Source organism: Undibacterium sp. JH2W (assembly GCF_049340425.1).
Lineage (GTDB): Bacteria > Pseudomonadota > Gammaproteobacteria > Burkholderiales > Burkholderiaceae_D > Undibacterium.
The window spans coordinates 67,221-93,684 of the sequence record NZ_JBMPOT010000010.1; the positions used below are offsets into that span (position 1 = coordinate 67,221).

Below are 26,464 nucleotides of genomic sequence, written 5' to 3' on the forward strand. Positions count from 1 at the left end.
TCGTCCTCGCAAGGCTAAGCCTTTAATCCCCCCCATCTTGCGAGGATGAGTGTCGGCAGACAATATATAGTCGGAAATCCCTATTGCATTGTCAGCGACGGCAGGAACGCAAGCCCAAGGCTGTTACGCAGCTGGACTGGTTTTACGCAAGTCTTGTCTATGATGAAAGCTATCGTATTTTCGTGCTTGGTATCGAGCAACAACACCTTGCGGGCACATCGCCCTGAACGCATATGATCGTTCAGGGTAGCTGATGTGCAGCTTGCTGTGCTTTTGATCTTTAATTTGATCTTTAATTTGATCTTTAATTTGATTTGTTAACCCGCGCCCATGGTGTCAATCAAGAAAATCAGCGTATTCTTTATGCGCATAGCCCTTGATGTTTTGCCATGGCAATTCACGGCTGGTAGCAGCTTGCAGTTTTACATCGACACGACGATAAAACGTACCCGCATTGTCGCCGCTCTCAATAACCCAGGGGATTTGCTTTTGTTCATCCCACAGTACGCGCTGGAACACGCCATTTTTTTCACGCTCCCTCCAGCGTGCGCCGCTGATGGTGGATGCTCTGTTTGAGACCGGTATGGCCTTGACCAGCACAGGGTCAAGCAGGTAAAAAGCATTTTCCCAGGAACCGTCAAAATTGACGTTGGCATATTCTGAAGGGGGAATTGCAATGACTTCTTTTTCTGGTGCGTTAATGAATTCTATACGTGGCTTGTTGCCATCCATGAAAATATGGCGGGGTATGAGCACATGATTGAAATGCTTATGCTGTTCTTCTTTCGCGTTTAAGGATACTTTCTTTTTGTCTTTCCCCTGGTCCTGATGATCATCCTGTAATGCACCAATATTTTCAGGCAAGCTACGGGTGACCCACACATGCCCGGGGCGACGTAACATCGCTTCTTCATAACGTGCTTCGCGAGTGACTCCTTCTGGTGTCAGCACTTTGCTGAAATACTGTATGCGCAGATTCAGGTCAGGCACTGCGCTAGATATTGTTCCAGCACTGACAGTGCCTGTTGTAGCAGCGATGAGGGTACAGGCGGCGAATAAAAGTGAAAGATTTTTCATGACGATATGGGGCAAGGGCAGAAATGCTGAGCAGAAATACAAAAAACCAGAGCGTGTCATCACGCTCTGGTGTGCCTATACTAAATAAGCAGGTTCAATCAAAAGCCAAATGCTGATTTCAACAAACCGAATACTTTGGTGTTGTCCAGTGTGCCTTTGAAAGATTTGGCGCCAGCGCCAGTTGCAAACAATTTTACGTCGCCACCGCCATGCGTTTCACTGGCAAGACGTACACCGGTTTCCTGCAAATAATTATCAGCCAGAACGGTTGCGCTATCGAGGTTGGTACGCAGGTCAGGACGGTTCGGTCCATTTCCGAAAACCAAGGTGGTGTAAGTGTTACCGTCGGCATCTTTAGTCGCCTGACCCGTTTTGTAGTCACGGTTGATATCGAGGATAGGATTGCCACGCTTGCCATAACCATTGAAGGCCAATGTATGATCGTGGTCTGCAGTGACGACGATCAAGGTGTTGGCCAAAGTAGGATCAGTCAATTTTGCCTTGTCCAGTGCTGCCTTGATGGCATCATCAAACGCAATTGTATCTATCAGTGCGCGTTTGGCATTGGTGCCGTGCAAAGCATGATCAATACGACCGCCTTCTACCATCAGGAAATAGCCGTTGGCATTTTGTGAAAGAATATCCATCGCCTTGGTTGTCATTTCAGCGAGGCTAGGCTGGGTGGCACCTTCACCTACTGGTGGTGTTGCGGTACGATCCAATTCATATTCCAGATGGCTTTTACTGCTGTACAGGCCGATAAATTTCTTGTTGGTCGGTGCCGCGATCATGTCTGCTTTGTTTGCCGAGACGGTATAGCCTTTGGCGCCAAGTTCAGTCAATAAGTTGCGGCCATCCGCACGCCCCAGTTTACCTGTGCTGGAGCTGGCATCATAAGGCAGGAAATGATTGCGGCCGCCGCCCATCAATACATCCACGCCATCCAGCAAGGCGCTGTTATAGCCTGCACCACCTGGCACCAGTTGTGCAGCAATTGCATACTGAGCATTTCTGTTGCAGATGTGAGAAAAAGTAGCGGCAGGCGTTGCGTGTGTTAATTCTGTCGTGGTGATGGAACCAATGGCTTTTCCTTTGGCTTTCGCGAGTTCCAGTATGGTCGCTACAGATGCACCATTGCCTGTTGCTGCGCAATTATTGATACCAAGATTGCCATTGGCATCTTTACCTGGTGGTGTCGCGACAGTTTCCGGGCTCATGGAAATGACTTCATTATTCATCTTGACGCCCGTCATGTAGGCGGCCATCGACGGCGCACTATCAGTAGTCTGGGCATCATTGGAATACGTCTTGATACGTGCAGTGCGCTCCAGCTTATCCATGTTCAGGCTGCCATCCTCACCGTATTTAAAAATACGGGATGCAGTCACTGTGGATGGGCCCATGCCATCGCCAAGGAAAAAAATGATGTTTTTTGCTTCGCCTGCAGCGTAGGCAGAATTTGCAAAACTCAGTGCCAGTGCTGCAGCTAAAAATGTTTGTTTCATAGTCGTTTATCCGTTCTCAACAAGGTCAAATAATCACAGGCCAGCAGCGGTCTTAACCAGGCTGAATACTTTTGTGTTGTCTATCGTGCCCAGGAAGGTGTCAGCACCTTTACCGATTGCTCCCAGAAATACATCAGTACCACCATGGGTCTCACTGCCAGCGGCGACACGCACTACCGATTCCTGATGATAAGTATTGGCACTCGTCGTATTTTCATCCAGGCTGATCATGCTGGAGCGATTGCCTTGTGTACGATTTTCACCATTACCAAAACCGATAATGGAATACGGTGCGCCGTCCAGATCTTTTTCTATCGTGCCAGTCACGTAATTTTTGACTACACCCAGCACGCCTGGATTACCGGCAGCTGTTTTGCCAGTACGTTTGGCGTAACCATTCAATACCAGAGTGTGGTCATGATCAGCAGTTACGACGATCAGGGTATTTTTCAAATCAGGATCGGAGAGCTTGGCTTTCGCAATGGCGGCCTTGATAGCATTGTCAAAAGCAACTGTATCCTGTAAGGCTTTTTTAGCGGTGGTTTCATGCAGGGCATGATCGATGCGACCGCCCTCAACCATGAGGAAATAACCCTTGCTATTTTTTGACAATACATCCATCGCCTTGGTCGTCATTTCTGCCAGGCTAGGTTCCAGTGCAGGGTCGCGATCAAGGTCATAGCTCATGTGACTGGATGTGAAGATACCAAACAGGCGGTCCGTTTTGGTCCCATCAATAGCATTGAATTCTTTACTATTGCTTGCGAAAGCATAATTTTTTGCTTTCATCTCGGCGATCAGGTCGCGTCCATCGGAACGCTTGCCGCCATCTTTGACAGGGACGAAAAATTGCTTGCCACCACCCATCAAGACATCCAGACCTGTCGTCCCCAATGCGTTGTTATAACCTGCGCCTCCAGGTACTGCTGCGGCGGCAATATCATTTTCCAGATCGCGATGGCAAATATGTGAATACGTTGCAGCCGGGGTGGCGTGAGTGACACGCGTAGTCGTCACTACACCTGCAGATAATCCTTTGGCTTTGGCCAGTTCCAGCAGCGTTGTCGCTGGTGTGCCATTTTTTGTGCCGCAATTATTGCTCAGTTTGTTGCCATTGGCGTCGGCTACCGGGTCTATTGCCAAGGTATCGGATGACATGGCGATGACTTCGTTATTCATCTTCACGCCTGTCATGTACGCAGACATGGAGGGGGCACTATCGGTGACCTGGGCGTCATTGGAAAATGTTTTGACGAATGCTGTTTCTGGCAAAGTATCCATAGTCAGCTCACCATCTTCACCGACAGAATAAATGCGTGCAGCGGTCATGGTGGTCATGCCCATGCCATCGCCTAAAAAGAAAATAACATTTTTAGGTGCTTCCACAACGGGAGGTGCATCAAGCGGGGTAGTTGAATTGTTGCTGCATCCTGCAACTAACAAGGTGATTGCTGCGCTGATCGCAGCAACGGAGAAATAATGGCGTTTCATTGTTGGCTATCCTGCTTGATTAAAAGCAAGGAATATAGCTATATTTTGTTACATAAGGATGACGCCTTCAGTGATGCCCTGCTTTAATGCATACCAGTTCGGATACGCCATCTATCCAAAGCAAGGGCGATAATGACAGACGGCAGTCCGCCGAAAGGCGATTGCAGCGTTATTGGCAAAGGAAGGCAAGTCTGAAAATCAGCAAGAGGGGCTTAGGCTTGTGCTACATTAGTAGTCGTTGTAAAAATCTACATATTTTTACTTTTACCGGGAGTCTCTGAAATCATGCAAAAAATGCTGAAACCACTTTTTTTGGGATTGGTGCTTGCTGCCAGTCAGTTTGTTCATGCTGCCAGTAATCCCGCCTATGAAAAAGTCTTGAGCTCGGATGCACCGAATGCCAAGGATCATCCCCTGACCGGACGTTACCAGGGTTCCAGTATTCTGTTACAGACACAAAAAGCCTTTGACGAGATCAACTTCCCGACTGGTCCGGCCACCGAGCCAGACTACAGCAGCAACAAGAAGTTTTCCAAAGTGCAGCATGCCGAGGGAACGTTGACGCGTACAGTTTATGTCGCCCCCAAAGGCCGCTCTTCACTGGAAGTCTTCCGCAATTTCACTGACAGCCTGTCCAGCAAAGGCTTCAAGCCGGCATTTCAGTGTGATAACGATAGTTGTGGCCCTTCCTTCAAAAGCCTAAAATACAACTGGAATGAAAAACGTACCCATGTTCAAGGAGAAGGTTACGATAACAATCGCAATCGCTTTGTTTCCGCCGTGTTTGATGGTGCCAAGGAGATACGTTATGCTTTGCTGCAAAAAGGGGCTGGTGCTGCTGCGACCTATGTAGGTGTGTACGCAGCCTTGAATTCTGGCGGCACCATGGGCGATATCACTGACAGCCTCAGCGACCACGTTGCGGTACTGGTAGAAGTGCTGGAACCAAAAGCCATGGAGCAGAATATCGTCACCGTCGATGCCGATGCCATCAGCAAGGAACTGGCAGCAAACGGTACTGTCAGCTTTTATGGCCTGTATTTTGATACCGATAAAGCCATCATCAAACCAGAATCCAAGCCACAGCTTGATGAGATGGCGAAATACCTGAAAGCCAATAGCGCAGCTGTTTATATCGTCGGCCACACCGATACCCAGGGCGTGCTTGACTACAATATGACTTTGTCAGGCAAGCGCGCCCAGGCCGTGGTCGATGCGCTTAAAGGCTATGGGATTGCCGATGCCCGTTTTATCGCCAAGGGTGTAGGTCCACTGGCACCGCGCGCTTCCAATGCTGCCGAGGCGGGGCGCTCCAAGAACAGGCGTGTGGAAATGGTCTTGCGCTGAGAACCTGCTTACGATCTTAAGCGCGAGCGCAACGTGAGTCCATGCGGGGCTCATATGCTGCTCAAAATGCTCATGTAATTAAGTACATTCCGCTTTTTGCGCTGCGTTTTTGTTACCCTGACCCCGCTGACGCTCGCTACAGATCGTAAACAGGTTCTAAACCAGTAGCGACTTACTTTTTTGCACGTGGATGCGTCTGGTCATATACCTTGGCCAGATGCTGGAAATCCAGAGAAGTATAGACCTGGGTCGCCGCAATAGAGCTGTGGCCCAGCATTTCCTGCACGGCGCGCAAGTCGCCGGAAGATTGCAAAACATGCGAGGCGAAAGAGTGGCGCAACATATGCGGATGCACATTGGCCGGTATGTCCAGAGTTTGCGCATGCGCCTTCAGGCGCAGCTGTATCAGGCGAATAGAAATGCGGGTGCCGCGCTCGCTTAAAAACAGTGGGTGCGGGTCAGCTTTCACCAGGGTAGGCCGTATCGCCAGCCAGTCTTGCAATGCTGCCAGTGCAGGTTTGCCTACAGGCACTATGCGTTGCTTGCCGCCTTTGCCTGTGACATGGACTTCACCTTCCTGCGTATCAACCCAGCCTGCCGAGCTATAGCCCGATTCATTGACCGCCGTCACATCCAGGCTGGCCAGTTCAGATACCCGCAAACCACTGGAATACAGAAGTTCAAACATGGCACGGTTGGCGCGTGCCGTGGGCTGGTCGGCGCCTTTGTGGGCGACCAGGCGCACTGCATCATCAGCCCCCAGGGCTTTCGGCAGGGGCTTGCCTTTCTTGGGAGCGCGCACGCCTTCTACCGGGTTGGTGGCCAGATCATGCTCTTCCAGCAACCAGCGGTAAAAGCCACGCCAGCTCGACAGTTTGCGGGCTATGCTACGGGCATTTTGGCCGCTTGCATGCATTTGGGCCGCGAAGCGCCGTATATGATGGGTAGTCAGGCTAATCAGCTCGGTGTTCCCGGCAAGCCTGATCAGCTCATGCAAATCCAGCAGGTAGCTGTCCAGCGTGTGCCGGGACAATTGCCTTTGACTGCGCAAGACTTCCAGATAATTAGCCAGATACTGATCTTGCGTGTTCATGCCAGACTTTCCAGGGGCGAAGCAACTACATATCCACCATGCAGCTCAGTGCCGCACTGCTGGTATCGGCGATCTTGCTGAGGAAATCAGTGGCCATCTCTTTGGTATAGCGATTTGGATCAGGGGAGCCCAATACCAGCAAGCCAAAGGTCCCACCTGTGGCCGACAGGCGCAAAGGCAGCATTGCCAGGGATTCAATCACCTGATCAGTTTCCAGCCAGGCTGCTGCTTCAAAATCATGGTTCTTGCCACAGTAGGGCGTGCTCAAACCCTTGGCAAACAATTGCGCATCGTCACTGGTGGGACTGGCAAACCAGGTATGGGTAAAGTCTTCAGCGACATTCCATAAGCGCAAGGTGGCATGCGGCAGCTCAAAAATATCCTGCAAACCCTGGGTCAGGGCATACGGCAAATCAACATCATTGCGCGCCAGCAAAAGAGCGCGGGTCCATTGCTGGAATTTTTGGCTGATATCGTGGTTTTCTTCAGCAATACGCAGCAAGTCTGCCATACGCAATTCCAGGCCGCGATATTTTTCGCGCACGACTTCCATCTGCCTTTCCTGTAGCGAGATAGCACGTCCCATGACCGGGCTGGTGAGTTTGATGGAACCCAGCAATTCTGCATGTTCTTCAAAAAAATGCGGATGCTGTATCAGGTAGGTGGCGATATCGTTAGAATTCATGGTGTTTCTGTTAAATTAATTTCGCCTTCAAAGACGGTGACAGCGGGTCCGCTGAGGAAAACTGGCTGGCCTTCGCCTGCCCAGGCGATAGAGAGTTCACCGCCACGCATGCTGACACGTACCGGGCTATCGAGCAAGCCACGGCGTATGCCAGCCACAGCTGCTGCACAGGCACCAGTGCCGCAAGCCAGGGTTTCACCGGCACCGCGTTCAAACACGCGCAGGCGTATATGCTGGCGTGTCACTATTTCCATGAAACCGGCGTTCACCCGGCGCGGGAAACGCGGGTGATGTTCTATCAGCGGGCCATCAAGGGCAACCGGGAAGTCATCAACATCAGCCACGACCTGCACCGCATGTGGATTACCCATAGATACGGCAGAAATCCAGACCTGCTTGCCATTGATGTCCAGCGGCCACAAGCTATCATTTCCCTCGGCCCTGGACTCCAGACCTTCGGCATTGAATGGCACCTGAGCCGCTGCCAGTATAGGCGCGCCCATATTGACAGTGATATTGCCATCATCTCCCATGCGCGGCTCTATGATGCCGGACATGGTTTCTACCCGTATGCTGGATTTGCTGGTCAAGCCTTTTTCGATGACAAACTGCACAAAGGCGCGCGAGCCATTGCCGCATTGCTCGACTTCGCCACCGTCAGCGTTATAGATGCGATAGCGGAAGTCAACATCCTGGCTTTCCGGGCGTTCTACCACCAGGATCTGGTCTGCACCTATGCCAAAACGGCGGTCGGCAATCAGCCTCCACTGCGCAGGAGTGAAATTGATGTGCTGGTTGATGGCATCGATAACGACAAAATCATTGCCTGCACCATGCATTTTGGTGAATTTGAGTTTCATGCTGTGATTATATCCTCAGTCGGCATAGCTCATGTGCTTCTGGCGTTTTGATATCACTCGAGCTGATAGACACCGCAACCCAATACCAGATTGTCATCGACTGTTTCTATATAAGAAGTTTTCGCCTCGGTCTTTTTTGAGACTGGATTGACTATCGTGTAATTGACCCAACCGCCGCTTGCTGGCAATTCAAAGGCTTCCCTGACCAGTTTGCGGCCATCCAGGCCATCGACATGGAAGAGATTGACCTTGAGTTTGGCGGCATTGCCTGCAAACGCCAGGTATTGGCCATTGCGGTCAAAGGCAAATACATACATGTCGCGGTCGGCAAACAGTTTGTCGGCATTGGTGGTGATGATATGCAGGGCGGGCCTGCCTTTGGATTGATAAACAGTCACGGCTTTCTTGACCAGGGCATAGGCTTCGTCCGCAGTGCCTTGTAGTAATTTGAAGGCTGATACAGCCCTGGTCAAGGCCAGGGCCTTGTCTTCCAGGCTGATGGAAGCATGTTTGGCCTGCTCTGCCATCTGCGCATTGCTTTGCGTGATGCCGTCGAGATGACGCAAAGCTTCGGATATTTGCGACAAACCATTGCTTTGTTCGCTGGAAGCGACCGAGATGGCATTGATATTATTTGCCAGGTCGCGGATGCCGCCGACGATATCAGTCAGGGTCTGGTTGACATTGCTGATCTGGTGTACACCCTGATCCACTCTGTGCACGGAATCATCAATCAAGCGCCTGATCTGGCGCGCCAAATCGGCACTTCTGTGTGCCAGACTGCGCACTTCACTGGCAACGACGGCAAAACCACGCCCGTGCTCACCGGCACGGGATGCCTCAACAGCCGCATTCAGGGCCAGAATATCGGTCTGGAAAGAAATGCCATCGATGAGTCCGACGATTTCCTGCACCTTGCGTGCACTCTGATGTATGCCATTCATGGAATCGACGGCGGCGCGCATGTCGTCACCTGTCGATTCAGTAATCAGGCGCAGGTTTGCTGCCAGGTTGTCTACCGCCCTGGCACTGTCTGCATTCTTTTTGACAGTATCGGCCAGGTCGTCTACGCTGGCCGATGTCTGCTCCAGGCTGGATGCCTGTTGTTCGGTCCTGACAGTCAGGTCGCTGATATTACTTGCCAGCCCCTCGCCCAGTTGCGCCACCATACTGGCATTGCTGCGCACATTGGCGACCAGTCGTGACAAATTGCCATTCATGACTTCCAGCAAATTGCCGGTTTTTGCCAGTTCGTCCTTACCTATAATGCGTATATGATTGGTCAAGTCACCAGCGGCAACTGCACGGGCTGCCCGCGCGACCAGGTTCAAGGCGGAAATGAAGTCGCGATAAAAGCCCAGCGCCAGATAGCAACTGAGGATGACAATAAGCGCTATACCCAGGCCCAGCAGGTTTTGATACAAATCCATTTGCTTGCTGCTGTCTGTCAGCATCCCGCTCAGCTTGCCTTGCATCTGGGTTTGCAGTGCCAGGGCTTTTTCTATGGCTTGCGTGCCTTGCGAAAAATAGGCGCTGGCATCGCCGTTGATACTATCTGCCAGCAGGTTTTTTCTGGCCAGCGCAGCAAATGCCTGCGATGCCTCAAAGGCTGTCTGTTCTGCTGCGGCCAGGTTCAAACCAGCGCGCTGCATGGCATCATCCAGATCAGCGACGCTATTCATGGCTGTCTGCAAGGCATCGAGACGCGAGACTATGCCTGCTTTTTCCGGAAATTCCATAGCTCCGGTTTTGATATAGCTGGCTCCCAGCCCGCGCAGTAGGGCCAGATGCTCTATCCAGACCGGTAGTTTGCGTATGGATATATCCAGTAAAAGAAAATTCGCACTGTCACTATTCGTCAGCAAACCTGTCTTTTCACTGAGCAAGGCAGAAAACTGCAGACCTTGCCTGATCAGGCGACTATGCTGGGCGACATTGTCTTTAACGTTGGCAGCAATCTGGCCTGCCACAAGTTGCCTGAGTTCATCGGCGCTGGCTTTCCATGATGCATGCAAAGCCAGGGCGGTGTTGTTATTGAGGAACAGATCAAATTGATCCAGGCTGCTTTTTAACTCAGCCCTGGTCTTGAGCAAGTCTTCATCCAAGTTTTGACCCGACAGCTTGAGATTGACCTGACCGCGGTGCTTTTGCGTCTGTATCACGACTTTCATGATCAGGCCATTTGCCTCCACCCCCAATAAGCCCGCGTGCACTTTTATGGCTTCAGCATGGATCTGCTTGAGCGCCAGGCTGGCAAAAAACAACAGAGGCAGTAGCAAAAGAATAAAGATACCCAGTAATTTGCTGCGCAAACTCAGTTTGCTCATCAGCACTGTACAGGGGTGCATGATCTTATCGGTCAGACTGACTTTATTCCCGGACATACAAATCCTCGCTTTAATGCATCACCGCCTATAAGGAGCCTGCTCTTGGATATCAGCTATTCTCCCAGATTATTGTTATTGATACGATAGAAATTACATGCATAAAAAACAAATTTTCCATCCATAAAGTAAGCATAAAGTAAGTGCGACCAGTACACTTTAGTTAAGTGTCAGTCATACTGTACTGGTCTTTTTGTGAGGCACTGTCCATTGGGGTGGGCAATACAGCATGTTAATGTGCGATCCATAAATAGTAGATTGAAGTAGTTCGCCTTTCACAATTCAAGCTAGCTTAAAAAGTATATGATTCACTCAAAAGGTGATTCTGTTTTGTTGCGCACACCATTGCCACACGATAAAAAAGCACGGAGACCCCATGAACGCACCCCTCAAAGCCGAGCAGCAGGCGCTGATCGACAACAATATTTCCCTGGACGATAAATTTACGCTGGAGCGCGGCCGCGCTTTCATGACCGGCACCCAGGCCCTGATACGCCTGATGATGCTGCAGCGCCAGGCCGATGAAAAAGCGGGCTTGAATACCGGCGGTTATATCAGCGGCTATCGCGGTTCACCTCTGGGTAACGTTGATCTGACTGCTGCCAAGGCGAAAAAACATCTGTCCAAACACCATGTTAAATTTCACCCTGGCGTCAATGAAGACTTGGCGGCCACGACAGTCTGGGGTACGCAACAGGTGAATATGTTCCCTGGTGCGAAATATGATGGTGTGTTTGCCATGTGGTACGGCAAAGGCCCGGGTGTAGATCGTTGCGGTGACGTGTTCAAACATGCCAATCTGGCGGGTACATCAAAACATGGCGGTGTACTGGTCGTGGCTGGTGATGACCATGCTGCCAAGTCTTCTACAGCAGCGCATCAGAGTGAACATATCCTCAAAGCCTGCGGTATTCCGGTTTTGTACCCATCTACCGTGCAAGAGTATCTGGACTATGGTCTGCATGGCATCGCCATGTCGCGTTATACCGGCCTGTGGGTATCGATGAAATGCGTAACGGACATCGTGGAATCCGGTGCTGTCGTTGATATCGACCCAGATCGCGTCAAACCAGTGATTCCTGAAGATTTTGTCTTGCCTGCCGATGGCGTGAACATCCGCACACCAGACCCGGTGCTGGCGCAAGAAATCCGCATGAATAACTACAAATGGTATGCGGCGCTGGCCTATGCGCGTGCCAACAAACTCAATAAAATCATCTGGGACAGCCCGGTTGCCAAGATAGGTATCATTACCGCCGGTAAATCTTATCTCGATACCCGTCAGGCACTGGCCGACCTGGGCATAGATGAGCAAGTCGCCAAGGACATAGGCATACGTCTGTACAAGATAGGCCTGACCTGGCCGCTGGAATCTGAAGGCGTGCGCGAATTCGCTACCGGACTGGAAGAAATCCTGGTGGTTGAAGAAAAACGCCAGATCCTTGAATACGCTTTAAAAGAAGAACTGTACAACTGGGAAGACAAAGTCCGCCCACGCGTGGTTGGCAAGTTTGATGATAGTGGTGAGTGGAGCAACCTGCATGGTTCTGGCCATGGTGAATGGCTGCTGCCTGCGACGTATGAGCTGAGCCCGGCACAGATCGCCCGCGCGATTGCTTCCCGCATCAGCCGCTACTTCGCTGGTCACCCGGTAGAGCAACGCGTGAAAGAGCGCGTGGCCTATCTGGAAGCCAAGGAAGCCATGCTGAATGTGATCTCCAAGCCTGATCCTAATAAAGACCGTGTACCACATTTCTGTTCCGGCTGCCCGCACAACACTTCCACCAAAGTACCGGAAGGCAGCCGTGCCCTGGCCGGTATCGGTTGCCATTACATGGTGACCTGGATGGACCGTGAAACCTCCACCTTCACCCACATGGGTGCTGAAGGTGTGACCTGGGTAGGCCAGGCACCGTTCACGACCGAGAACCATGTCTTCTGTAATCTGGGTGATGGTACTTACTATCACTCGGGTTTGCTGGCGATACGTGCTGCGGTGTCGGGTGAAGTCAATATCACCTACAAAATCCTGTTCAATGATGCCGTTGCCATGACCGGTGGCCAGGAATTCGATGGCCCGCTGGACCCTGGCATGATCTCGCGCCAGATCGCCGCTGAAGGCGTAGGTCCTATCATCGTCGTTACTGACGAGCCAGAAAAATATGGTGCAGGCTATCCCTGGGCTGCCGGTGTCACCGTGCGCCACCGTAGCGAACTCGATGCCGTGCAACGCGAATTGCGCGTGGCCAAGGGCGTCTCGGCGATGATCTATGACCAGACCTGTGCTTCGGAAAAACGCCGCCGCAGGAAAAAAATCGACAAGGATGGCAAACCTGGCTTCCCTGACCCTGCCAAACGTGCAGTCATCAATGAAGCTGTGTGTGAAGGCTGTGGCGATTGCTCAGTGCAATCCAACTGCCTGTCAGTCGAGCCGCTGGAAACCGAATTCGGTCGCAAGCGCCAGATCAACCAGTCTTCCTGTAATAAGGATTTTTCCTGTGTCACAGGTTTTTGCCCCAGCTTTGTCACCGTTGAAGGCGGCAAGCTCAAGAAACCGGCAAAAACGAAAATTGAACCAGGTAATGCACTCGACGTGAATGCACTGCCTTATCCAGCCCTGCCTGATACCAAGACACCTTTCGGTGTACTGGTGACCGGTGTCGGTGGTACTGGCGTCATCACCATCGGTCAGATCATGGCGATGGCGGCGCATTTGCAAGGCAAAGCCTGTTCCGTGCTGGACATGACAGGCCTGGCGCAAAAAGGCGGTGCGGTGATGTCACACGTACGCCTGGCTGACAAAGCTGATGACATACAATCGACACGTGTAGGTACAGGCATGGCTGATCTGGTCATAGGCTGTGACCTGATCGTGACGGCAGGCAAGGATGCGCTGTCACGTATGGGCGAAGGCCGTACCCATGCCGCCATCAATGCCAATGGTTCGCCAACTTCTACCTTCATCAAGAATCCTAACTGGCAATTCCCGGCTGAATCAGCTGAGGGCGATATCCGTAAAGCTTGCGGTGCCGACCGTGTCGATCTGATCGATGCAGCCTCGATAGCCACGGCCTTGATGGGTGACAATATTGCGACGAATATGTTCATCCTTGGCTATTCCTGGCAAAAGGGCTGGGTGCCACTCGAAGAAGTTGCCCTGATGCGTGCGATTGAACTCAATGGCGTATCTATCGACTTCAACAAGCAGGCATTTAACTGGGGTCGTCTGGCTGCGCATGATCTGGCAGCTGTGCAACGCCTGGTGACACCGGCACAAGTCATAGAACTGAAACGCGCACCGACACTGGATGACACCATCAACAAGCGCGTGACTTTCCTGACGGATTATCAGGATGCGGCTTATGCCAGCCAGTACAGCGACTTTGTGGCGCAAGTCAAAGCCGCAGAAAGTAAACTCGTCGATGGTAACAAGCCTTTGCGCCTGACAGAAGCGGTAGCCAAATACCTGTTCAAACTGATGGCGTACAAAGACGAATATGAAGTCGCACGCCTGTACACCGACGGCAAATTCCAAAAGAAAATTGCCGACATGTTTGAAGGTGACTACGCGATCAACTTCCACCTCGCACCGCCACTGTTGGCCAAGCGTGATGACAAAGGCCATTTGATCAAGCAACAGTTTGGCCCATGGATGATGAAGGCATTTGGTTTGCTGGCCAAGTTCAAGTCCCTGCGCGGCGGCACCTTTGATATCTTTGGCTATACCGAAGAACGCAAAATGGAACGCGCCTTGCCAGTCGAGTACAAGCAAACTTTGAACAAACTGCTGCCTTTGCTGAATGCCGATAATTTGTCCAAGGCAGTCGCCATTGCCAGCATCCCTGAAGACATACGCGGTTATGGTCATGTCAAGGAAAGGCATTTCAAAGCCGCCAAGGCCAAGGAAGCAACACTGATTGCTGAATTCAATACGGCACAGTCTGCGCAAAAAGCTGCATAATCAGATCGATTGCTCCTACTGAAACCGCCATGTTTTGCATGGCGGTTTTTTTATGCCTGACTATCGGCTTAAGCAATAAAGCCACAAGGCTTTAAAATAGCGTTTCTCTTTTAGTCTGGAATCCATCATGCAAGCACGTTCTTTCATCGCTACAGCCGCCATCCTCATGTTCATAGGCGTCACTGCCGGTGCCTTTGGTGCGCATGGCTTGAAGCAAATATTGAGTGCCGACATGCTGACGATCTGGCAAACGGCGGTAACTTACCAGATGGTGCATGGCCTGGGCATGCTGGCGCTGGGCATCATGTTGCAGCAACAGGATAATGCCTTGTTGCGCAAGGCGGCCTGGGCGATGTTGATAGGGGTGATCATTTTCAGTGGCAGCCTGTATGCACTGGCACTCACTGGTGTGCGCATATTGGGGGCGATTACGCCCATAGGTGGCGTGGTCTTCCTGGCCGGCTGGGCGATGCTGACGTGGGCGGCAATCCGCCGTTAAGAACCTGCTTACGATCTTACTGCGCGAGCGTGATCGATGCTCATGCGCTGCCCTTAGTTACTCTGACACCGCTGACGCTCGCTCGCTACAGATCGTAAACAGGTTCTATGCTGTGATTGGCGATCCTGACCAGTTGATCTGCTCAAACAGAGCTTGCAGTTTTGCCGTGCGTACCGGGTTGATCATACGCATATAGGCGAGCTTGCCTGCCAGATGGGCGCGAAAATCTGCATGTCCTGCGCGGTTTTGTGAAGCGGGATTGTGGCGCAGGCAATTAGTCAGTATCGCTTTCAAAGTATCGTACTCAGCGCGCTTGATATTGCAATGGCTGTTGACGACGATACCTGTGACTTGCTGTCTGGTTGCAGCGCGCATGATGCGGGTCTTCTTATAATTCAATACAAAACCTTCTTCCAGCACGATGGCAGCCACCTGCGGGATAAATCTTTGCAGGCTTTGCTCAAATTGCTCATCACCAGAAAACGTCAGGTCATCTGCATAACGGCTATAATTGGCTTGCATGCTGTCCACCAAAGCTTGCAGGCGCATATCGAGGCGGTACGCACATAGATTAGCGAGAGCGGGGGAGGTCGGCGCACCTTGTGGCAGATGCGGGCTACGTAAGAGATGTGCAGCGCTGATAGAGGCCTGCGGCTTGTCAGTTTTATTCCTGAAGATAGCGCCAGGCGTGCGATTGCTGCATAGTCTTGCCAGTGTACCGGCTACTTTTTCCGGATAAGCCAGTTTGCTAAATAGTGCATGCAGGCGTGAACCAGGGATGCTGCAAAAAAAATCTTTTAAGTCCAGCCTGACTACAACGCGCTTGCCCGTATGCTGTGCCGCATGGCTGAGGCTGGAGCGACCCTGTTGGAAAGCCTGCGCCGCTGCATGTGGTGGCACCCGGTTCAATATCTGTTGCAGAATTTTTCTTTGTATATTGCGCAGACGTGACTTGGGTATTTCCAGCAAACGCCAGCCGCCAGTTGCTTTTTCCAGCCAGCGGTAATGGTAGTGTCCGAGTTGGGGCGCTACCTGCGCATCCTGCCGCCATTGATCGGCGAACCAGGCCAGTTCATTGACAGTCAGGTTCAGGTGTCTGGCCAGATCAGCCGAGTTGCTGAAGTCAGGCAGGGCCAGCGCCTGCAGCCATGCCGGTTTTTCCGGGGCGATGGTAGGCTGCAGACAATACTGTTTGATTTGTGGTTTTTCCCCGTCGCGCCAGGCATCGTAGTAGCCGTGGTCATCCAGTATCAATGCAGCGATTTCATGGCGTGTATAGTGATAAAAATGCGGGCCAGCATGGCGATGAATTTTTTGACATAGCGCTGGTATCCATGGCCATTTCCTGCCCAGTACCCAGCTCATGTTTTTCATCAGGGCGATATGACTGCATTCACCTGCCAGTAAGGCATCGGCGATAGCTAAGGCGACCTGCTTGGGTGTATCCATGAATATAAGGCTGTGAGGTATCGAGGTATATTTGGGGGACAGCGGGGCGGCGCAGAGCCTGCAACCAGTCTCGTGTAGTGTGAGCCTGTCTGCATGGAATGCAGGGCGGCTCACGCGATGAAATACCAGGTCAATTTATCCCACGGGGTAACCCCGCAGAGGCGTTATGGACTTGCGTTTGAACGCCAGCTTGCAGGATACGCCGCCTTGCGAAGATAGGCTATGCAAGTCTGGCTGTCAATCTCAAGTAGGTAATTTCCCTGTTCTATTCACTATATTTGGCGACGGCTTGTTGATAGGCAGGACGTGCCTCCACCATGTCAACAAAGCGGGTCAGGTTGGGGAATGCCTCGCGGCCAGCGCCACGCACGGCGGACTGTACGGCAAACGACAATTGTATGTCTGCCCCCGTCAGGCTGTCACCGACGAAATAATCACGGCCCTCGAGTTCGCTATTCAGGTAACCAAAATGGTTTGCCACCTCGCCGTTGATACGCGGGTGCAAAGGTGTACCAGCTTCACCCAGACGCCCTACATACAACTTCAGCAGCAGTGGCAACATGGCAGAGCCCTCTGCATAGTGCAGGAATTGTACATAGCGGTTGTAGTCGGAAGTGCCCACGGCAGGGGCCAGACGACCATTGCCATAAGTGCGTATCAGGTAATCGATGATGGCACCGGATTCGATCAGCGTCTGGTCTTTATCACGCAGCACAGGGGCCTTGCCCAGCGGGTGTATCTTTTGCAGCTCGGGCGGCGCCAGGCGGGTCTGAGGATCACGGTCATAAGAAATGACGGTGTAATCCAGGCCCAGCTCTTCAAGCAACCAGGTGATACGGCGTGAGCGTGATTCTTTTAAGTGGTGGAGTTCTATCATGGCAGCCTCGCGGTGTGGGGGAATTAGAAAATCGCAAAAACTCATTATGCCCAGTTTTTGATGAGTGTGCGGCTTGCTGTGTTGCGGCACTAGAGTTAAGCCTCTAGAGTTTCCTGTCGGAATTGCCATTGGCGTCACATTCCTGACACAAGGCGGCCCTACTATCTGTGATTTCCAGTGGAGTAGCCAGATGCAAAACGATCAGAAAAAAGACCAACAAGACAAACAAGTGCAGTCGGCCAATATTGGCCGTCGCGGCTTTTTCATCAAGATGTCCTCCGTTGCTGCCGTCATGGCATCAGGTGGTGTGCTGACTGCTTGCGGTGGTTCATCCACAGTCTCAGCCCCAGTCTTGAATGGTGAGATGGCAGCTTTCAATTATGGTGTCGCCAGCGGTGATCCTTTGGCTGATCGCATTATTTTGTGGACCCATGCCAAGATATCGACCGATGCCAGTGTGGACCTGACCTGGCAAATGGCGGCGGATGCGAGTTTTGCCAGCGTACTGTTCTCAGGCAAAGTGACGACCAGCGCGGCCACAGGTTTTACTGCCAAGGTCGATGCCACAGGTCTGACTGCCAACACTGAATATTACTATCGCTTTATAGCACCGAATAATAGTATCTCTCCGGTCGGTCGTACTCGCACCCTGCCTGTCGGCAATGTGGATCAGGTCAAGCTGGCGGTGTTCTCATGCAGTGATTATCCTGCCGGCTATTTCAATGCCTATGACAGCGCAATCTCTTCCGGTGCACAATTTGCTCTGCACCTGGGTGATTATATTTATGAGTACAAGGACGGTGTTTATCCGCCTGTTGCATCGCAAGTTGCTGGCCGCGTTTCCGCGCCAGCCAACGAGATCGTCACGGTGGCTGATTACCGCGCCCGCCATGCCCTGCACAAGGCTGACCCTTACCTGAAAGCCCTGCATGCCCGCATGCCCATGATCACCATCTGGGACGATCATGAATTTGCCAATAATGCCTGGATGGATGCGGCAGAAAATCATAATCCTGCGACGCAAGGTCCATGGGCCGCGCGCAAGGCAGCGGCCAGCCAGGTTTATCATGAGTGGATGCCGATACGTTCACCAGATACCAGCAATTTGCTGAAGATTTACCGCTCTTTTGATTTCGGTAACCTGTTGTCACTGCACATGCTCGATACCCGCATGATAGGTCGTGAACAAGCGCCTGACCGCATGCTTGATGCACAAGGCCGCGATGTGGCTGATCCGGCATTCTTGCCGTATGCTTTCAACAAGAACAAGCAATTACTGGGTGTTACCCAGCAAGCCTGGCTGGATACGCAAATGAGTTCCTCCAAGGCGACCTGGCAGGTATTGGGCAACCAGACTGTCATGGGGCGCGTGCAATTGCCAGCATCCGTGCTGAAAGCCAATCTGAGTGCAGATTCCGTGACTGCCTATCTGACTGCCAAGGCTACGCCAGCAGCAGTACAAACGCAGACACAAAAAGATTTGTTGGATCCACTCAAGAATCCAAAAATCTCCTATAACTTCGATAACTGGGAAGGTTATCCAAATGCCCGCGATACTGTTTTCAATTCGGCTGCGAAATTGAAAACGGCAGGCAAGAAGTTCCTGGTCTTGTCAGGTGATAGCCACAATGCCTGGTTCAATAAACTGACGCTGCCGGATGGCACGCAAGTCGGTGCAGAATTTGCGGGTATGTCGGTGACTTCTTCGGGTTTTGAAAGTGTCTTCCCGCCCGCCCTGGTGCCACCTGCAACTCTGGCAGGTACCATCAAGGCACTGGTGGATGACATCAACTATATAGACACGTCCCGTCGCGGTTATATGCTGATCACCGTCACGCCCACAATGGCCAAGGGTGAGTATGTATATGTCAGCACCATCACCAGTTCCAGCTATACAACCAGCGTGGATGCCTTCACTTACGCTGGATAAAATTCAGTTGTCGGCCAGGGGCAACAAGATCACTTTCCCAAATGATCTTGTATGCAGTTGCTCAAAAAATCCTTGATCGCCAGCACCCTGGTACTGGCTTTTAAATCCCGGTGGTAGACCAGCCAGAGCTTGCGTGACAATTCTGACTTGCTGATGCTGACTTCGATCAAGTCAGGATCAGCATCTCCAATAAAGCGCGGTAGCACGGCCAGGCCGACTCCAGCCCTGGCTGCCTGCAACTGCACATTGGCGTTGTTGCTGAGCAGCCTGGCTTGCTGGGTTTTGAAATATTGTTTCAGCCATTGTGCCATGGGTAAATGCTCCCAGTCCTTGCCCCAGCTCACATACTGACCGTTATCCTCATGATGCCTGCTGCGATAGGCAGAAAATTGCACCGTGCCTATGGTGTGGGCGATGTAGTCTTGCTCGCCCGGTTTTTCACCAGGATTGGTCAGGCGTAAAGCAACATCTGCTTCACGCCGGTTAAGATCAACCAGCTTGATATCTACCGCCAGTTCCACTTGCAAGTTGGGGTGCAGTGCATACAACTTGGACAGGTTGGGTGTGATCAAATGCACGGCCATCATCTCGGCGCAAGCCAGGCGCACATAGCCACTGGCCTGACGGCAAGTGCCTGAGCTGGCATCGCGCCGCTCCAGGGCCAGCAAGGCATCTTCGACATTGAGGATGAGATCCAAAACTTCCTTGCCTTCGTCGGTCAGCAGATAACCGCTTTGCTGGCGCAAGAAAAGCGTATGGCCCAGTGCTGCTTCCAATTGCTGTATATGCCTGGCAACGGTAGAGGCACTGCTGCCCAATATCTTGGCAGCCTGGCTCAGCCCGCCATGCCTGGCGACGGCCAGGGCATATTTAAGGTCATTCCAGTCAAAGTCCCGACTTTCTATTTCTGGAAAATGGTTTGCCATTTTTTGCTATATGTTTTTCAAAATTGGATGACTATAGTAACGCAATCCTAGCGTAATCCTGACGTAATCCTAATGCAGTCAACTCTGCCAGAAAGTAAATAATGAATATGATGACTGCCCGCCTGTTTGGCGCGACTTTTTTATGGGCAACAGTATTCCATGTCGGCAAATTCGCCATGCAGCAGTTTTCTCCCCTGGCAGTCGTCAGCTGGCGCAATGCCATAGCCGGTCTGGTGCTGACCGGCCTGACCCTGCCAGCCTTGCGCACGCACTGGCTGGCTATTCGTGCTCATCTGGGTATTTTGTTGATACTGGCGATGTTTGGTGTGCTGGGTTTCAGCCTGTTCATGTTTTATGGCTTGCGCTCTACCAGTTCGGTGAATGCCGCGCTGATTATGGCTTTCAACCCGGCGCTGATTGTTTTACTGAATGCCTTGCTGAACCGGGAAAAAATACGCGGCTTGCAGACCCTGGGTTTGGGATTGGGTTTGCTGGGTGTGCTGATCGTGGTGGCTCATGGCTCCCTGCAAGCTCTGCTGAATCTGCATATTTCTCAGGGAGATATGCTGGTGACCCTGGCCAGCCTGTGCTGGTCTGTGTATTGCGTACTGCCCAGGCGTTATGCCAGCCAGGTACCCAGCGCCCTGCTGAGCAGCATGACTGTCAGCATGGCCGCCGTCATGCTGATGCTGCTGGCCTTTGCTGAAGCACCGGATATCTTTGTCATGCCGCCTATGCCTACCCTGCTGGCCATGTTATTCCTGGGTCTGTTTGGCACTGTCCTGCCCTATCTGTGGTGGAACCGCAGTGTGCAAGAGATCGGTCCAGCCAAAGCCGGTGTTTACATGAACCTGGTGCCGGTATTCGCCAGCCTGGTCGGCGTCGCCCTGGGGCAGCAACTGGAGAGCTGTCAATTGCTGGGCGCTGTCTTTGTCGTGGCTGGTGTGCTGCTAACGAACAAGCGGCCCGCAGCATGATGAGCTGGCTCAGTCGTGGCAGTATTCCATCGCCACTACTTCTGCATTGGAATCACTTTCTACTTCTACAAAGCCCAGTTGGTGATACAGATGCAGTGCTGCGGGATTATCTCTATAGACACGCAGGCTGACGACAGACAAGCCAGTCCTGGCAATAGCTCGCTGTATCAATTGCTCGCATAGCAGCCTGCCATAGCCCAGGCCACGTGCCGCTGGCGAGACGATGATACGACCCAGATGCACGCGTTGCTCATCGCGTCGCCAGAACTGGGCAAATGCCACGACTTCCTGATAGGCATTCACCATGACCAGGGCTTGTGCATGCGGTTTAGCCAGCAAGGCAGGCAAGTCGGCACTGGCAAAAGGATAGGCTAATTGCGGGCCTGCCCAGCGGGCACAGGCCAGGGCATCCGGTATCCAGCTGGCGATGACAGGGTAATCTGCAGTATTTGCAGGGCGTAAATTGGGTGGCATTTTTATCAAAGTTCCATGAGTTATCAGTGGGTTTCAAATTCTTGATGCATCAGTGTACGGTATTTATTTTACAATTTAACCGTAGACGGAGTTCATTGTGATATCGATAATTCGCCCTGCAATGCTTTGCTGCTTCACTTACATGCGCTCGACCAATCATGTAGGAAGCGACGCTACATTAACCTAATGAAAATCACTTATGTCAAACACGCTTGCCGCGAATACTGAGTCTGTTGATCCCCTTGATAACAATAAGCTGAAAACCTGGAAACGCCGGAGTATCAAAGTCCTGTTGACCATGTTTGTGATAGTGACTGTGCTGCTGGGTTTGTTCGTGGTTATCAACTGGAGTGATGAAGCACTGTCTGAGCGCGCAAAATTATTACTGCGCGAACCGCCCAGGCAGGTAGCTGATGCCCAGAATGCTTACTATATTTTGAAGGCTATGGATGCGCCAGCGGATACCGATGTTTTTAAAACGGCAGTCGATAAAGAGCATGCAGAACGTGCAGAATTTCTGAAAAACCGCGGCATCTATACTGCTTCAGTGAAAGACCCAGAAAAGCCAGCGACAGTCACATTCACCTGGGATCAAAAACAATGTCAGCAGATGCCTAATTGCGTGCAGGACATACTGGCACATCGGACGAATTTGTCAGGACTGATGAAAGATAACCAGCTCTTGCTGCAGCGTTATCAAATGATGCAAAAGATGGGAAATTACGAAGAATTGCTCTTGCCGACTTATATGGCCAGCGTTCCGGCTTACAGCCAGTTAATGCGTGCCATGGATATGCAGACCACAAAGGCTGTGTTTGAAATGGCCGACGGTAAATTCGAAACAGGCTTGCAAGAGCTGGAAAGCAATAATCATTATACCAGGCTGATGCTGGGGAAAAGTAGCAGCCTGATTTCTAAAATGGTTTTGTTGACGGCCTTATGCAAGCAAGTACGGGTAGTGAGTGAGTTGGCCGTGCTCTATCCAGTTTTGATGGTGCAGTATGCAGAACGTCTGAATCTGCTGGTAAAGCCTATGTCAGATGTAGAGCGTAGTCTGGTAGCGGCGATTTCTTATGAGGTTATGGTCAACATGCGATTCGTGCAGGATTTACCAGAAAATGCCAAGGCAGCACAAAACTCGTCTGATCCTGAAATGAGCAGCTGGCAGTATAAGATGCTGGCAGGTAAGTATAGTTTTCATGTCAATGCCACATCCAATCTCTTTGCCCGGCATTGGGATATCATACTCAATACTGCCAGCCAGAAATTGCCGGATACTGTAACTATGAAAAAGCAATTGATCGAATTGCAGGAAAAAAATTTGGGGACAGGCATTTTATCTGCCCACCATTATGTCTATAACCCGGCAGGAAAAATGCTGGCATCAACAGTGATACCTGATCAATTTTCCAGTTTCCTTGAAAGAAGCATAGACGCGGATGCTTATCTGCGCCTGGTCGCTTTACAGTTCGATATCCTGAGTAAAAAAATACCTGTAACCGATATCCCTGCGTATGTCGATAATGCTGCAGCAGTTTTCCGTAGTCCTTATGATGGTGCAGCCATGAAATGGGATGTCCGCACACGTCAGTTGAGTTTTACCGGTCATGAAAAAGCCAGCACCAATCCCGATGGCGGTAAGATCAGCATCGTCTCACTGATTTAATCCGGGACTAGTCTATGTCTGGTCTGGTTGTCGCCATCGTCTTGTTTGCTGCTTTTCTCCATGCTGCCTGGAATGCAGCGATCAAGGTTGGTACTAATAAATACTTCAATACAGTGCTGGTGACTTCTGGCGCCGGTCTGGTTTGCGCCATCGTCCTGCCTTTTGTGCGCCAGCCAGCTGTCGATAGCTGGCTGTTCATGCTGGCTTCAGTCGCTCTGCAGGTAGTGTATTTTTATTTGCTGGCTGCCGCTTACCGGCATGGTGACATGAGCGAAGCTTATCCCATCATGCGTGGCACGGCCCCTTTGTTGGTGGCGCTGGTCAGTGGCAGTGTTATCGGTGAAGCTGTACCCGCCTTGCGCTGGCTGGGTTTGGCCATGTTGGTTGCCGGAATACTGGGTTTAAGCCTGTTCGGGCAAACCAAAACTGAGGACACCAAGCAGGCCTTATCGAGTCGCTCCAGCCGTGGCTTTGCCCTGCTGAATGCCTGCTTCATTGCTGCTTATACCGTAGTGGATGGCATAGGTGTACGCAAATCAGGCGCACCTGCTGCCTATACCATGTGGATATTCTTGCTGACGGCACTGGTCTTATTGACGGTGCTTATGTTCAGGAGCAGGCAGGAATTTTTTGCTTATATCAAAGGTAAATATCTGCTGGGTATCGCCGGTGGTACTGGTTCTGTTGCCTCGTATGGCCTGGCATTATGGGCCATGACCCTGGCACCAGTGGCGGCCATTGCCGCCCTGCGTGAAACCTCTATCCTGTTTGCCACAGCGATTGCGGCCTGGGTCTTGCATGAAAAAATTTCTGCCAGACGCCTGGCGGCCATTTTGCTGGCGGTGGCTGGTGCGATTGTTATTCGCTATACCTGAGATTATTCCTTGATCGCTTCTACACTGAAAGACAAAGTCACTTCATCGCTGACAAAGGGCACATAGCGGCCTACGCCATAGTCGCTGCGCAGAATTTTGGTATTGCCGTTGGCACCGCAGGCGCGCTTGAGGTAGAGGATCATGAAGCGGCATTCAAATTGCGTGATGTCGACTGTCACTTTGCGCGTCACATTCTTAATGGTTAAATCGCCTTCGACCTGTACCAGCTTGTCTTCATTGAAGATCATCTTGTTTGACAGGAAAGAGATTTTTGGATACTTCTCTGCATAGAAAAAACTCTCAGAACGCAAGACCTGGTTGAACTTGTCAGAACCGGTATTGATGGAGTCGGCATCGATATTAATTTGCAGACTGCCAGTGTTGTTTTCCAGGTCCAGTTCTATGCTGCCGCTATTCTTGTCAAAACGGCCGCGCTGCAGTGACAGACCCCAGTGTCTGTATTCAAAGCTGCTGAAAGTATGCTCCTGGTCGACCAGATATTTATCTGCAGCGGCTGCCGTCAGGCAAGCGCCAGACAATAACAGCAGCAGGCATTTTTTCAACATGGCCGTTCCAAAATAAAAAAAGCAGTAACAGCCATCATAAGCTGTTACTGCCTGACTTGCCAGAGACTCGTCTTTTATTGTTTGACGAACTTCAGCGTCATCCTGTCACTTTCACCTATGGCTTCGTACCTGGCTTTATCTTTATCCTTGTTGGCAAAGGTAGGTGGCAGGGCCCATACACCGTTTTCATGATCGCTCATGTCTTTGGGGTTGGCATTGACTTCAGATTTGCCTGCCAGTTTGAAACCTACGCTTTCAGCCAGTTTGATGACATAGCTTTCATGTACATAGCCTGTGCTGGCTTTGTCGTCCTGGGCTTTGCTGGCTGGCAGGCGATGCTCTACCACGCCAAACACACCACCTGGTTTTAAGGTGTCATAGGCGCTTTGGAACAAGGCTTTCATGGCGGGTTCGCCATTGCCTATCCAGTTATGGATATTCCTGAACGTCAACACCATGTCGGCGCTGCCCTTGGCTGCGTAATCAAGCTTGGCGGGTGGTGCAAAGACACCCATCTGTACCTTACCATAGACGGCAGGCGTGGCATCCAGTTTTTGCTTGAAGCTGGCTGCACCCTTGCTGGTTGCCGGGTCTCCCAGGGCTGCTATCATTTTGCCATTGTCGCGCAGATACGGTGCCAGGATTTCGGTATACCAGCCACCGCCGGGTGACAGTTCAACGACCGTCATATTCGGCTTGATACCAAAAAAACTCAGGGTTTCATAGGGATGACGGGCGCTATCACGTACTGCATTGGCAGGCGTGCGTTGTTGCCCTGCAATAGCGGCCTTCAAGGCATCATCAGCCATGGCGACCTGACTGGCACCTATACCTGTGAGCAGGCTTACGGCGAGCAGAAATTGTTTCATGCAGACTCTCCTAAGGAAAAAACATATGACTGCGGGAACTTATAAACGTTCCACGCAGATGGCAAGCTTTGATCGTGCAGCGCATCATAAATCTTTTTGAGCTACTCAGTCATCCCCCGTGTCATCGCTGCTTTTGCCATCATTCACCCATTCCATGATGTCGCCGGGCTGACAGTCCAGGCGCTCGCAGATTTTTTCCAGGGTGGAAAAACGTATACCCTTGACCTTGCCTGACTTGAGCAGGGAAAGATTTTGTTCCGTGATGCCAACAAACTGTGCCAGTTCCTTGGATTTGACTTTGCGTCTGGCCAGCATGACGTCGAGATTGATCACGATGGACATCAGATAAAGCCCTCATTTTCTTCTGCCAGCCTGCGTCCCTCATGCAGCATGCCAGTCACCAGATAAAACACCAGGCAGACCAGCAAGAGCATCAACTCTTCCGCATTCACCGAGACTGACAAACGGTGCGTATAGACGCCCGGCAATAGCGTGAATATCAGGTGGCGCACGGGTACTTCAATAATGCCAAACAGGGTGGATAGCGCCAGTGCACCGGCAAAGCTATGCAGGCAGGCAATATTGCCGAGTGAAAACATGGTTTTTTGCGCATCAGGCAATTGCAAGGCTTGCAATAAGCGATTCAGCTTCATCAATCCAAACAAAATGCACAGCAATGCTGGCAAGCCCAAGGCTATTCCTGCACTCCATTGGGCAGCAGACAATTGCTGTGCTTCTTCCCAGCCCATACCTCTGGCACTGACTTGCATATGCCATGTGCCCAGATGAGGTGTCAGGCCAGTCCAGGCCAGCACAAAGTACAGCACTTGCACCAGTGCGCAAATAAAAAGAAGGCTGCGGACCAGGCGGGGTTGATTTTTTAATTTCATTAATGATTGTCCTATAATTATAAATTACTGTTTTGCGATAATTTATTTCTGTTATAGTTTAAT

Annotated in this window: 22 protein-coding genes; 7 read left to right on the forward strand and 15 right to left on the reverse strand. The window is 51.4% G+C overall.

The window, feature by feature from the left end:
- Positions 1-336 precede the first annotated feature (336 nt).
- The 3 genes from ACO0LC_RS16250 to ACO0LC_RS16260 form a co-directional block, all read right to left on the reverse strand.
- Entirely contained in the window at positions 337-1,077 is a 741-nt protein-coding gene (locus tag ACO0LC_RS16250; protein WP_423004890.1) for a hypothetical protein, read from the reverse strand.
- A gap of 98 nt (positions 1,078-1,175) precedes the next feature.
- Positions 1,176-2,582 carry an alkaline phosphatase gene (locus ACO0LC_RS16255; RefSeq protein WP_423004892.1) on the reverse strand — a complete coding sequence of 469 codons (1,407 nt, stop codon included), beginning with the start codon at positions 2,580-2,582 and terminating at the stop codon, positions 1,176-1,178.
- Between the two features lie 33 nt (positions 2,583-2,615).
- Positions 2,616-4,073: an alkaline phosphatase gene (locus ACO0LC_RS16260; protein ID WP_423004894.1), complete on the reverse strand. Its 1,458-nt coding sequence runs from the start codon at positions 4,071-4,073 to the stop codon at positions 2,616-2,618.
- A gap of 294 nt (positions 4,074-4,367) precedes the next feature.
- Between ACO0LC_RS16260 and ACO0LC_RS16265 the strand changes: the two genes are divergently transcribed.
- On the forward strand, positions 4,368-5,420 hold the full coding sequence (locus ACO0LC_RS16265) for an OmpA family protein (protein WP_423004896.1): 1,053 nt from the start codon (positions 4,368-4,370) through the stop codon (positions 5,418-5,420).
- Between the two features lie 172 nt (positions 5,421-5,592).
- On the opposite strand, the gene xerC is transcribed toward ACO0LC_RS16265, so the two are convergent.
- Genes xerC through ACO0LC_RS16285 form a run of 4 tightly spaced genes read right to left on the reverse strand, consistent with a single transcriptional unit; the run spans position 5,593 to position 10,442 of the window.
- Positions 5,593-6,513: a tyrosine recombinase XerC gene (xerC, locus tag ACO0LC_RS16270; protein ID WP_423004898.1), complete on the reverse strand. Its 921-nt coding sequence runs from the start codon at positions 6,511-6,513 to the stop codon at positions 5,593-5,595.
- Positions 6,514-6,538: 25 nt separating this feature from the next.
- Positions 6,539-7,198 (reverse strand): DUF484 family protein, encoded by a 660-nt coding sequence (locus ACO0LC_RS16275; protein ID WP_423004900.1) that lies wholly within the window; start codon positions 7,196-7,198, stop codon positions 6,539-6,541.
- Entirely contained in the window at positions 7,195-8,058 is an 864-nt protein-coding gene (dapF, locus tag ACO0LC_RS16280) for a diaminopimelate epimerase (protein ID WP_423004902.1), read from the reverse strand. The genes ACO0LC_RS16275 and dapF overlap by 4 nt, the downstream gene beginning before the upstream one ends.
- 53 nt (positions 8,059-8,111) lie before the next feature.
- Complete coding sequence (locus ACO0LC_RS16285) at positions 8,112-10,442, reverse strand: methyl-accepting chemotaxis protein (RefSeq protein ID WP_423004904.1); 2,331 nt, start codon at positions 10,440-10,442, stop codon at positions 8,112-8,114.
- Between the two features lie 376 nt (positions 10,443-10,818).
- On the opposite strand from ACO0LC_RS16285, the gene ACO0LC_RS16290 reads away from it, so the two are divergent.
- Both ACO0LC_RS16290 and ACO0LC_RS16295 read left to right on the forward strand, forming a co-directional pair.
- On the forward strand, positions 10,819-14,403 hold the full coding sequence (locus ACO0LC_RS16290; RefSeq protein WP_423004906.1) for an indolepyruvate ferredoxin oxidoreductase family protein: 3,585 nt from the start codon (positions 10,819-10,821) through the stop codon (positions 14,401-14,403).
- A gap of 127 nt (positions 14,404-14,530) precedes the next feature.
- A complete protein-coding gene (locus ACO0LC_RS16295; RefSeq protein WP_423004908.1) occupies positions 14,531-14,902 on the forward strand; it encodes a DUF423 domain-containing protein in 372 nt (123 codons plus the stop codon).
- Between the two features lie 105 nt (positions 14,903-15,007).
- On the opposite strand, the gene ACO0LC_RS16300 is transcribed toward ACO0LC_RS16295, so the two are convergent.
- Together ACO0LC_RS16300 and ACO0LC_RS16305 are read right to left on the reverse strand one after the other, a co-directional pair.
- Positions 15,008-16,351 (reverse strand): reverse transcriptase family protein, encoded by a 1,344-nt coding sequence (locus ACO0LC_RS16300; RefSeq protein WP_423004910.1) that lies wholly within the window; start codon positions 16,349-16,351, stop codon positions 15,008-15,010.
- 265 nt (positions 16,352-16,616) lie between these two features.
- Positions 16,617-17,228: a glutathione S-transferase family protein gene (locus tag ACO0LC_RS16305; protein WP_423004912.1), complete on the reverse strand. Its 612-nt coding sequence runs from the start codon at positions 17,226-17,228 to the stop codon at positions 16,617-16,619.
- A gap of 190 nt (positions 17,229-17,418) precedes the next feature.
- Here ACO0LC_RS16305 and ACO0LC_RS16310 point away from each other — a divergent pair, with 190 nt between their 5' ends.
- On the forward strand, positions 17,419-19,158 hold the full coding sequence (locus ACO0LC_RS16310) for an alkaline phosphatase D family protein (protein ID WP_423004914.1): 1,740 nt from the start codon (positions 17,419-17,421) through the stop codon (positions 19,156-19,158).
- 29 nt (positions 19,159-19,187) lie between these two features.
- Here ACO0LC_RS16310 and ACO0LC_RS16315 read toward each other — a convergent pair whose 3' ends face one another.
- On the reverse strand, positions 19,188-20,084 hold the full coding sequence (locus ACO0LC_RS16315; protein ID WP_423004916.1) for a LysR family transcriptional regulator: 897 nt from the start codon (positions 20,082-20,084) through the stop codon (positions 19,188-19,190).
- 101 nt (positions 20,085-20,185) lie between these two features.
- On the opposite strand from ACO0LC_RS16315, the gene ACO0LC_RS16320 reads away from it, so the two are divergent.
- On the forward strand, positions 20,186-21,061 hold the full coding sequence (locus tag ACO0LC_RS16320; protein WP_423004918.1) for a DMT family transporter: 876 nt from the start codon (positions 20,186-20,188) through the stop codon (positions 21,059-21,061).
- Positions 21,062-21,070: 9 nt separating this feature from the next.
- On the opposite strand, the gene ACO0LC_RS16325 is transcribed toward ACO0LC_RS16320, so the two are convergent.
- Positions 21,071-21,535 carry a GNAT family N-acetyltransferase gene (locus ACO0LC_RS16325; RefSeq protein WP_423004920.1) on the reverse strand — a complete coding sequence of 155 codons (465 nt, stop codon included), beginning with the start codon at positions 21,533-21,535 and terminating at the stop codon, positions 21,071-21,073.
- A gap of 199 nt (positions 21,536-21,734) precedes the next feature.
- On the opposite strand from ACO0LC_RS16325, the gene ACO0LC_RS16330 reads away from it, so the two are divergent.
- Positions 21,735-23,201, forward strand: a complete 1,467-nt coding sequence (locus tag ACO0LC_RS16330; RefSeq protein WP_423004922.1) for a hypothetical protein — start codon at positions 21,735-21,737, stop codon at positions 23,199-23,201.
- A 14-nt stretch (positions 23,202-23,215) separates the two neighbouring features.
- On the forward strand, positions 23,216-24,076 hold the full coding sequence (locus ACO0LC_RS16335; RefSeq protein WP_423004924.1) for an EamA family transporter: 861 nt from the start codon (positions 23,216-23,218) through the stop codon (positions 24,074-24,076).
- 2 nt (positions 24,077-24,078) lie between these two features.
- On the opposite strand, the gene ACO0LC_RS16340 is transcribed toward ACO0LC_RS16335, so the two are convergent.
- From ACO0LC_RS16340 to ACO0LC_RS16355, 4 genes are all read right to left on the reverse strand, one after another.
- Positions 24,079-24,642, reverse strand: coding sequence for a YceI family protein (locus ACO0LC_RS16340; protein WP_423004926.1), 564 nt, complete (start codon positions 24,640-24,642; stop codon positions 24,079-24,081).
- A gap of 74 nt (positions 24,643-24,716) precedes the next feature.
- Positions 24,717-25,511, reverse strand: coding sequence for a class I SAM-dependent methyltransferase (locus tag ACO0LC_RS16345; protein ID WP_423004928.1), 795 nt, complete (start codon positions 25,509-25,511; stop codon positions 24,717-24,719).
- A gap of 105 nt (positions 25,512-25,616) precedes the next feature.
- Positions 25,617-25,853, reverse strand: a complete 237-nt coding sequence (locus tag ACO0LC_RS16350; protein WP_423004930.1) for a helix-turn-helix domain-containing protein — start codon at positions 25,851-25,853, stop codon at positions 25,617-25,619.
- Positions 25,853-26,401: a DUF2975 domain-containing protein gene (locus ACO0LC_RS16355; protein ID WP_423004932.1), complete on the reverse strand. Its 549-nt coding sequence runs from the start codon at positions 26,399-26,401 to the stop codon at positions 25,853-25,855. The genes ACO0LC_RS16350 and ACO0LC_RS16355 overlap by 1 nt, the downstream gene beginning before the upstream one ends.
- Positions 26,402-26,464: the final 63 nt, after the last annotated feature.

Bases quoted from the DNA above. Each gene is read 5' to 3' on its own strand.
- ACO0LC_RS16250 (WP_423004890.1), bottom strand. From the start codon at position 1,077: ATGAAAAATCTTTCACTTTTATTCGCCGCCTGTACCCTCATCGCTGCT.
- ACO0LC_RS16255 (WP_423004892.1), bottom strand. From the start codon at position 2,582: ATGAAACAAACATTTTTAGCTGCAGCACTGGCACTGAGTTTTGCAAAT.
- ACO0LC_RS16260 (WP_423004894.1), bottom strand. From the start codon at position 4,073: ATGAAACGCCATTATTTCTCCGTTGCTGCGATCAGCGCAGCAATCACC.
- ACO0LC_RS16265 (WP_423004896.1), top strand. From the start codon at position 4,368: ATGCTGAAACCACTTTTTTTGGGATTGGTGCTTGCTGCCAGTCAGTTT.
- xerC (WP_423004898.1), bottom strand. From the start codon at position 6,513: ATGAACACGCAAGATCAGTATCTGGCTAATTATCTGGAAGTCTTGCGC.
- ACO0LC_RS16275 (WP_423004900.1), bottom strand. From the start codon at position 7,198: ATGAATTCTAACGATATCGCCACCTACCTGATACAGCATCCGCATTTT.
- dapF (WP_423004902.1), bottom strand. From the start codon at position 8,058: ATGAAACTCAAATTCACCAAAATGCATGGTGCAGGCAATGATTTTGTC.
- ACO0LC_RS16285 (WP_423004904.1), bottom strand. From the start codon at position 10,442: ATGTCCGGGAATAAAGTCAGTCTGACCGATAAGATCATGCACCCCTGT.
- ACO0LC_RS16290 (WP_423004906.1), top strand. From the start codon at position 10,819: ATGAACGCACCCCTCAAAGCCGAGCAGCAGGCGCTGATCGACAACAAT.
- ACO0LC_RS16295 (WP_423004908.1), top strand. From the start codon at position 14,531: ATGCAAGCACGTTCTTTCATCGCTACAGCCGCCATCCTCATGTTCATA.
- ACO0LC_RS16300 (WP_423004910.1), bottom strand. From the start codon at position 16,351: ATGGATACACCCAAGCAGGTCGCCTTAGCTATCGCCGATGCCTTACTG.
- ACO0LC_RS16305 (WP_423004912.1), bottom strand. From the start codon at position 17,228: ATGATAGAACTCCACCACTTAAAAGAATCACGCTCACGCCGTATCACC.
- ACO0LC_RS16310 (WP_423004914.1), top strand. From the start codon at position 17,419: ATGCAAAACGATCAGAAAAAAGACCAACAAGACAAACAAGTGCAGTCG.
- ACO0LC_RS16315 (WP_423004916.1), bottom strand. From the start codon at position 20,084: ATGGCAAACCATTTTCCAGAAATAGAAAGTCGGGACTTTGACTGGAAT.
- ACO0LC_RS16320 (WP_423004918.1), top strand. From the start codon at position 20,186: ATGAATATGATGACTGCCCGCCTGTTTGGCGCGACTTTTTTATGGGCA.
- ACO0LC_RS16325 (WP_423004920.1), bottom strand. From the start codon at position 21,535: ATGCCACCCAATTTACGCCCTGCAAATACTGCAGATTACCCTGTCATC.
- ACO0LC_RS16330 (WP_423004922.1), top strand. From the start codon at position 21,735: ATGTCAAACACGCTTGCCGCGAATACTGAGTCTGTTGATCCCCTTGAT.
- ACO0LC_RS16335 (WP_423004924.1), top strand. From the start codon at position 23,216: ATGTCTGGTCTGGTTGTCGCCATCGTCTTGTTTGCTGCTTTTCTCCAT.
- ACO0LC_RS16340 (WP_423004926.1), bottom strand. From the start codon at position 24,642: ATGTTGAAAAAATGCCTGCTGCTGTTATTGTCTGGCGCTTGCCTGACG.
- ACO0LC_RS16345 (WP_423004928.1), bottom strand. From the start codon at position 25,511: ATGAAACAATTTCTGCTCGCCGTAAGCCTGCTCACAGGTATAGGTGCC.
- ACO0LC_RS16350 (WP_423004930.1), bottom strand. From the start codon at position 25,853: ATGTCCATCGTGATCAATCTCGACGTCATGCTGGCCAGACGCAAAGTC.
- ACO0LC_RS16355 (WP_423004932.1), bottom strand. From the start codon at position 26,401: ATGAAATTAAAAAATCAACCCCGCCTGGTCCGCAGCCTTCTTTTTATT.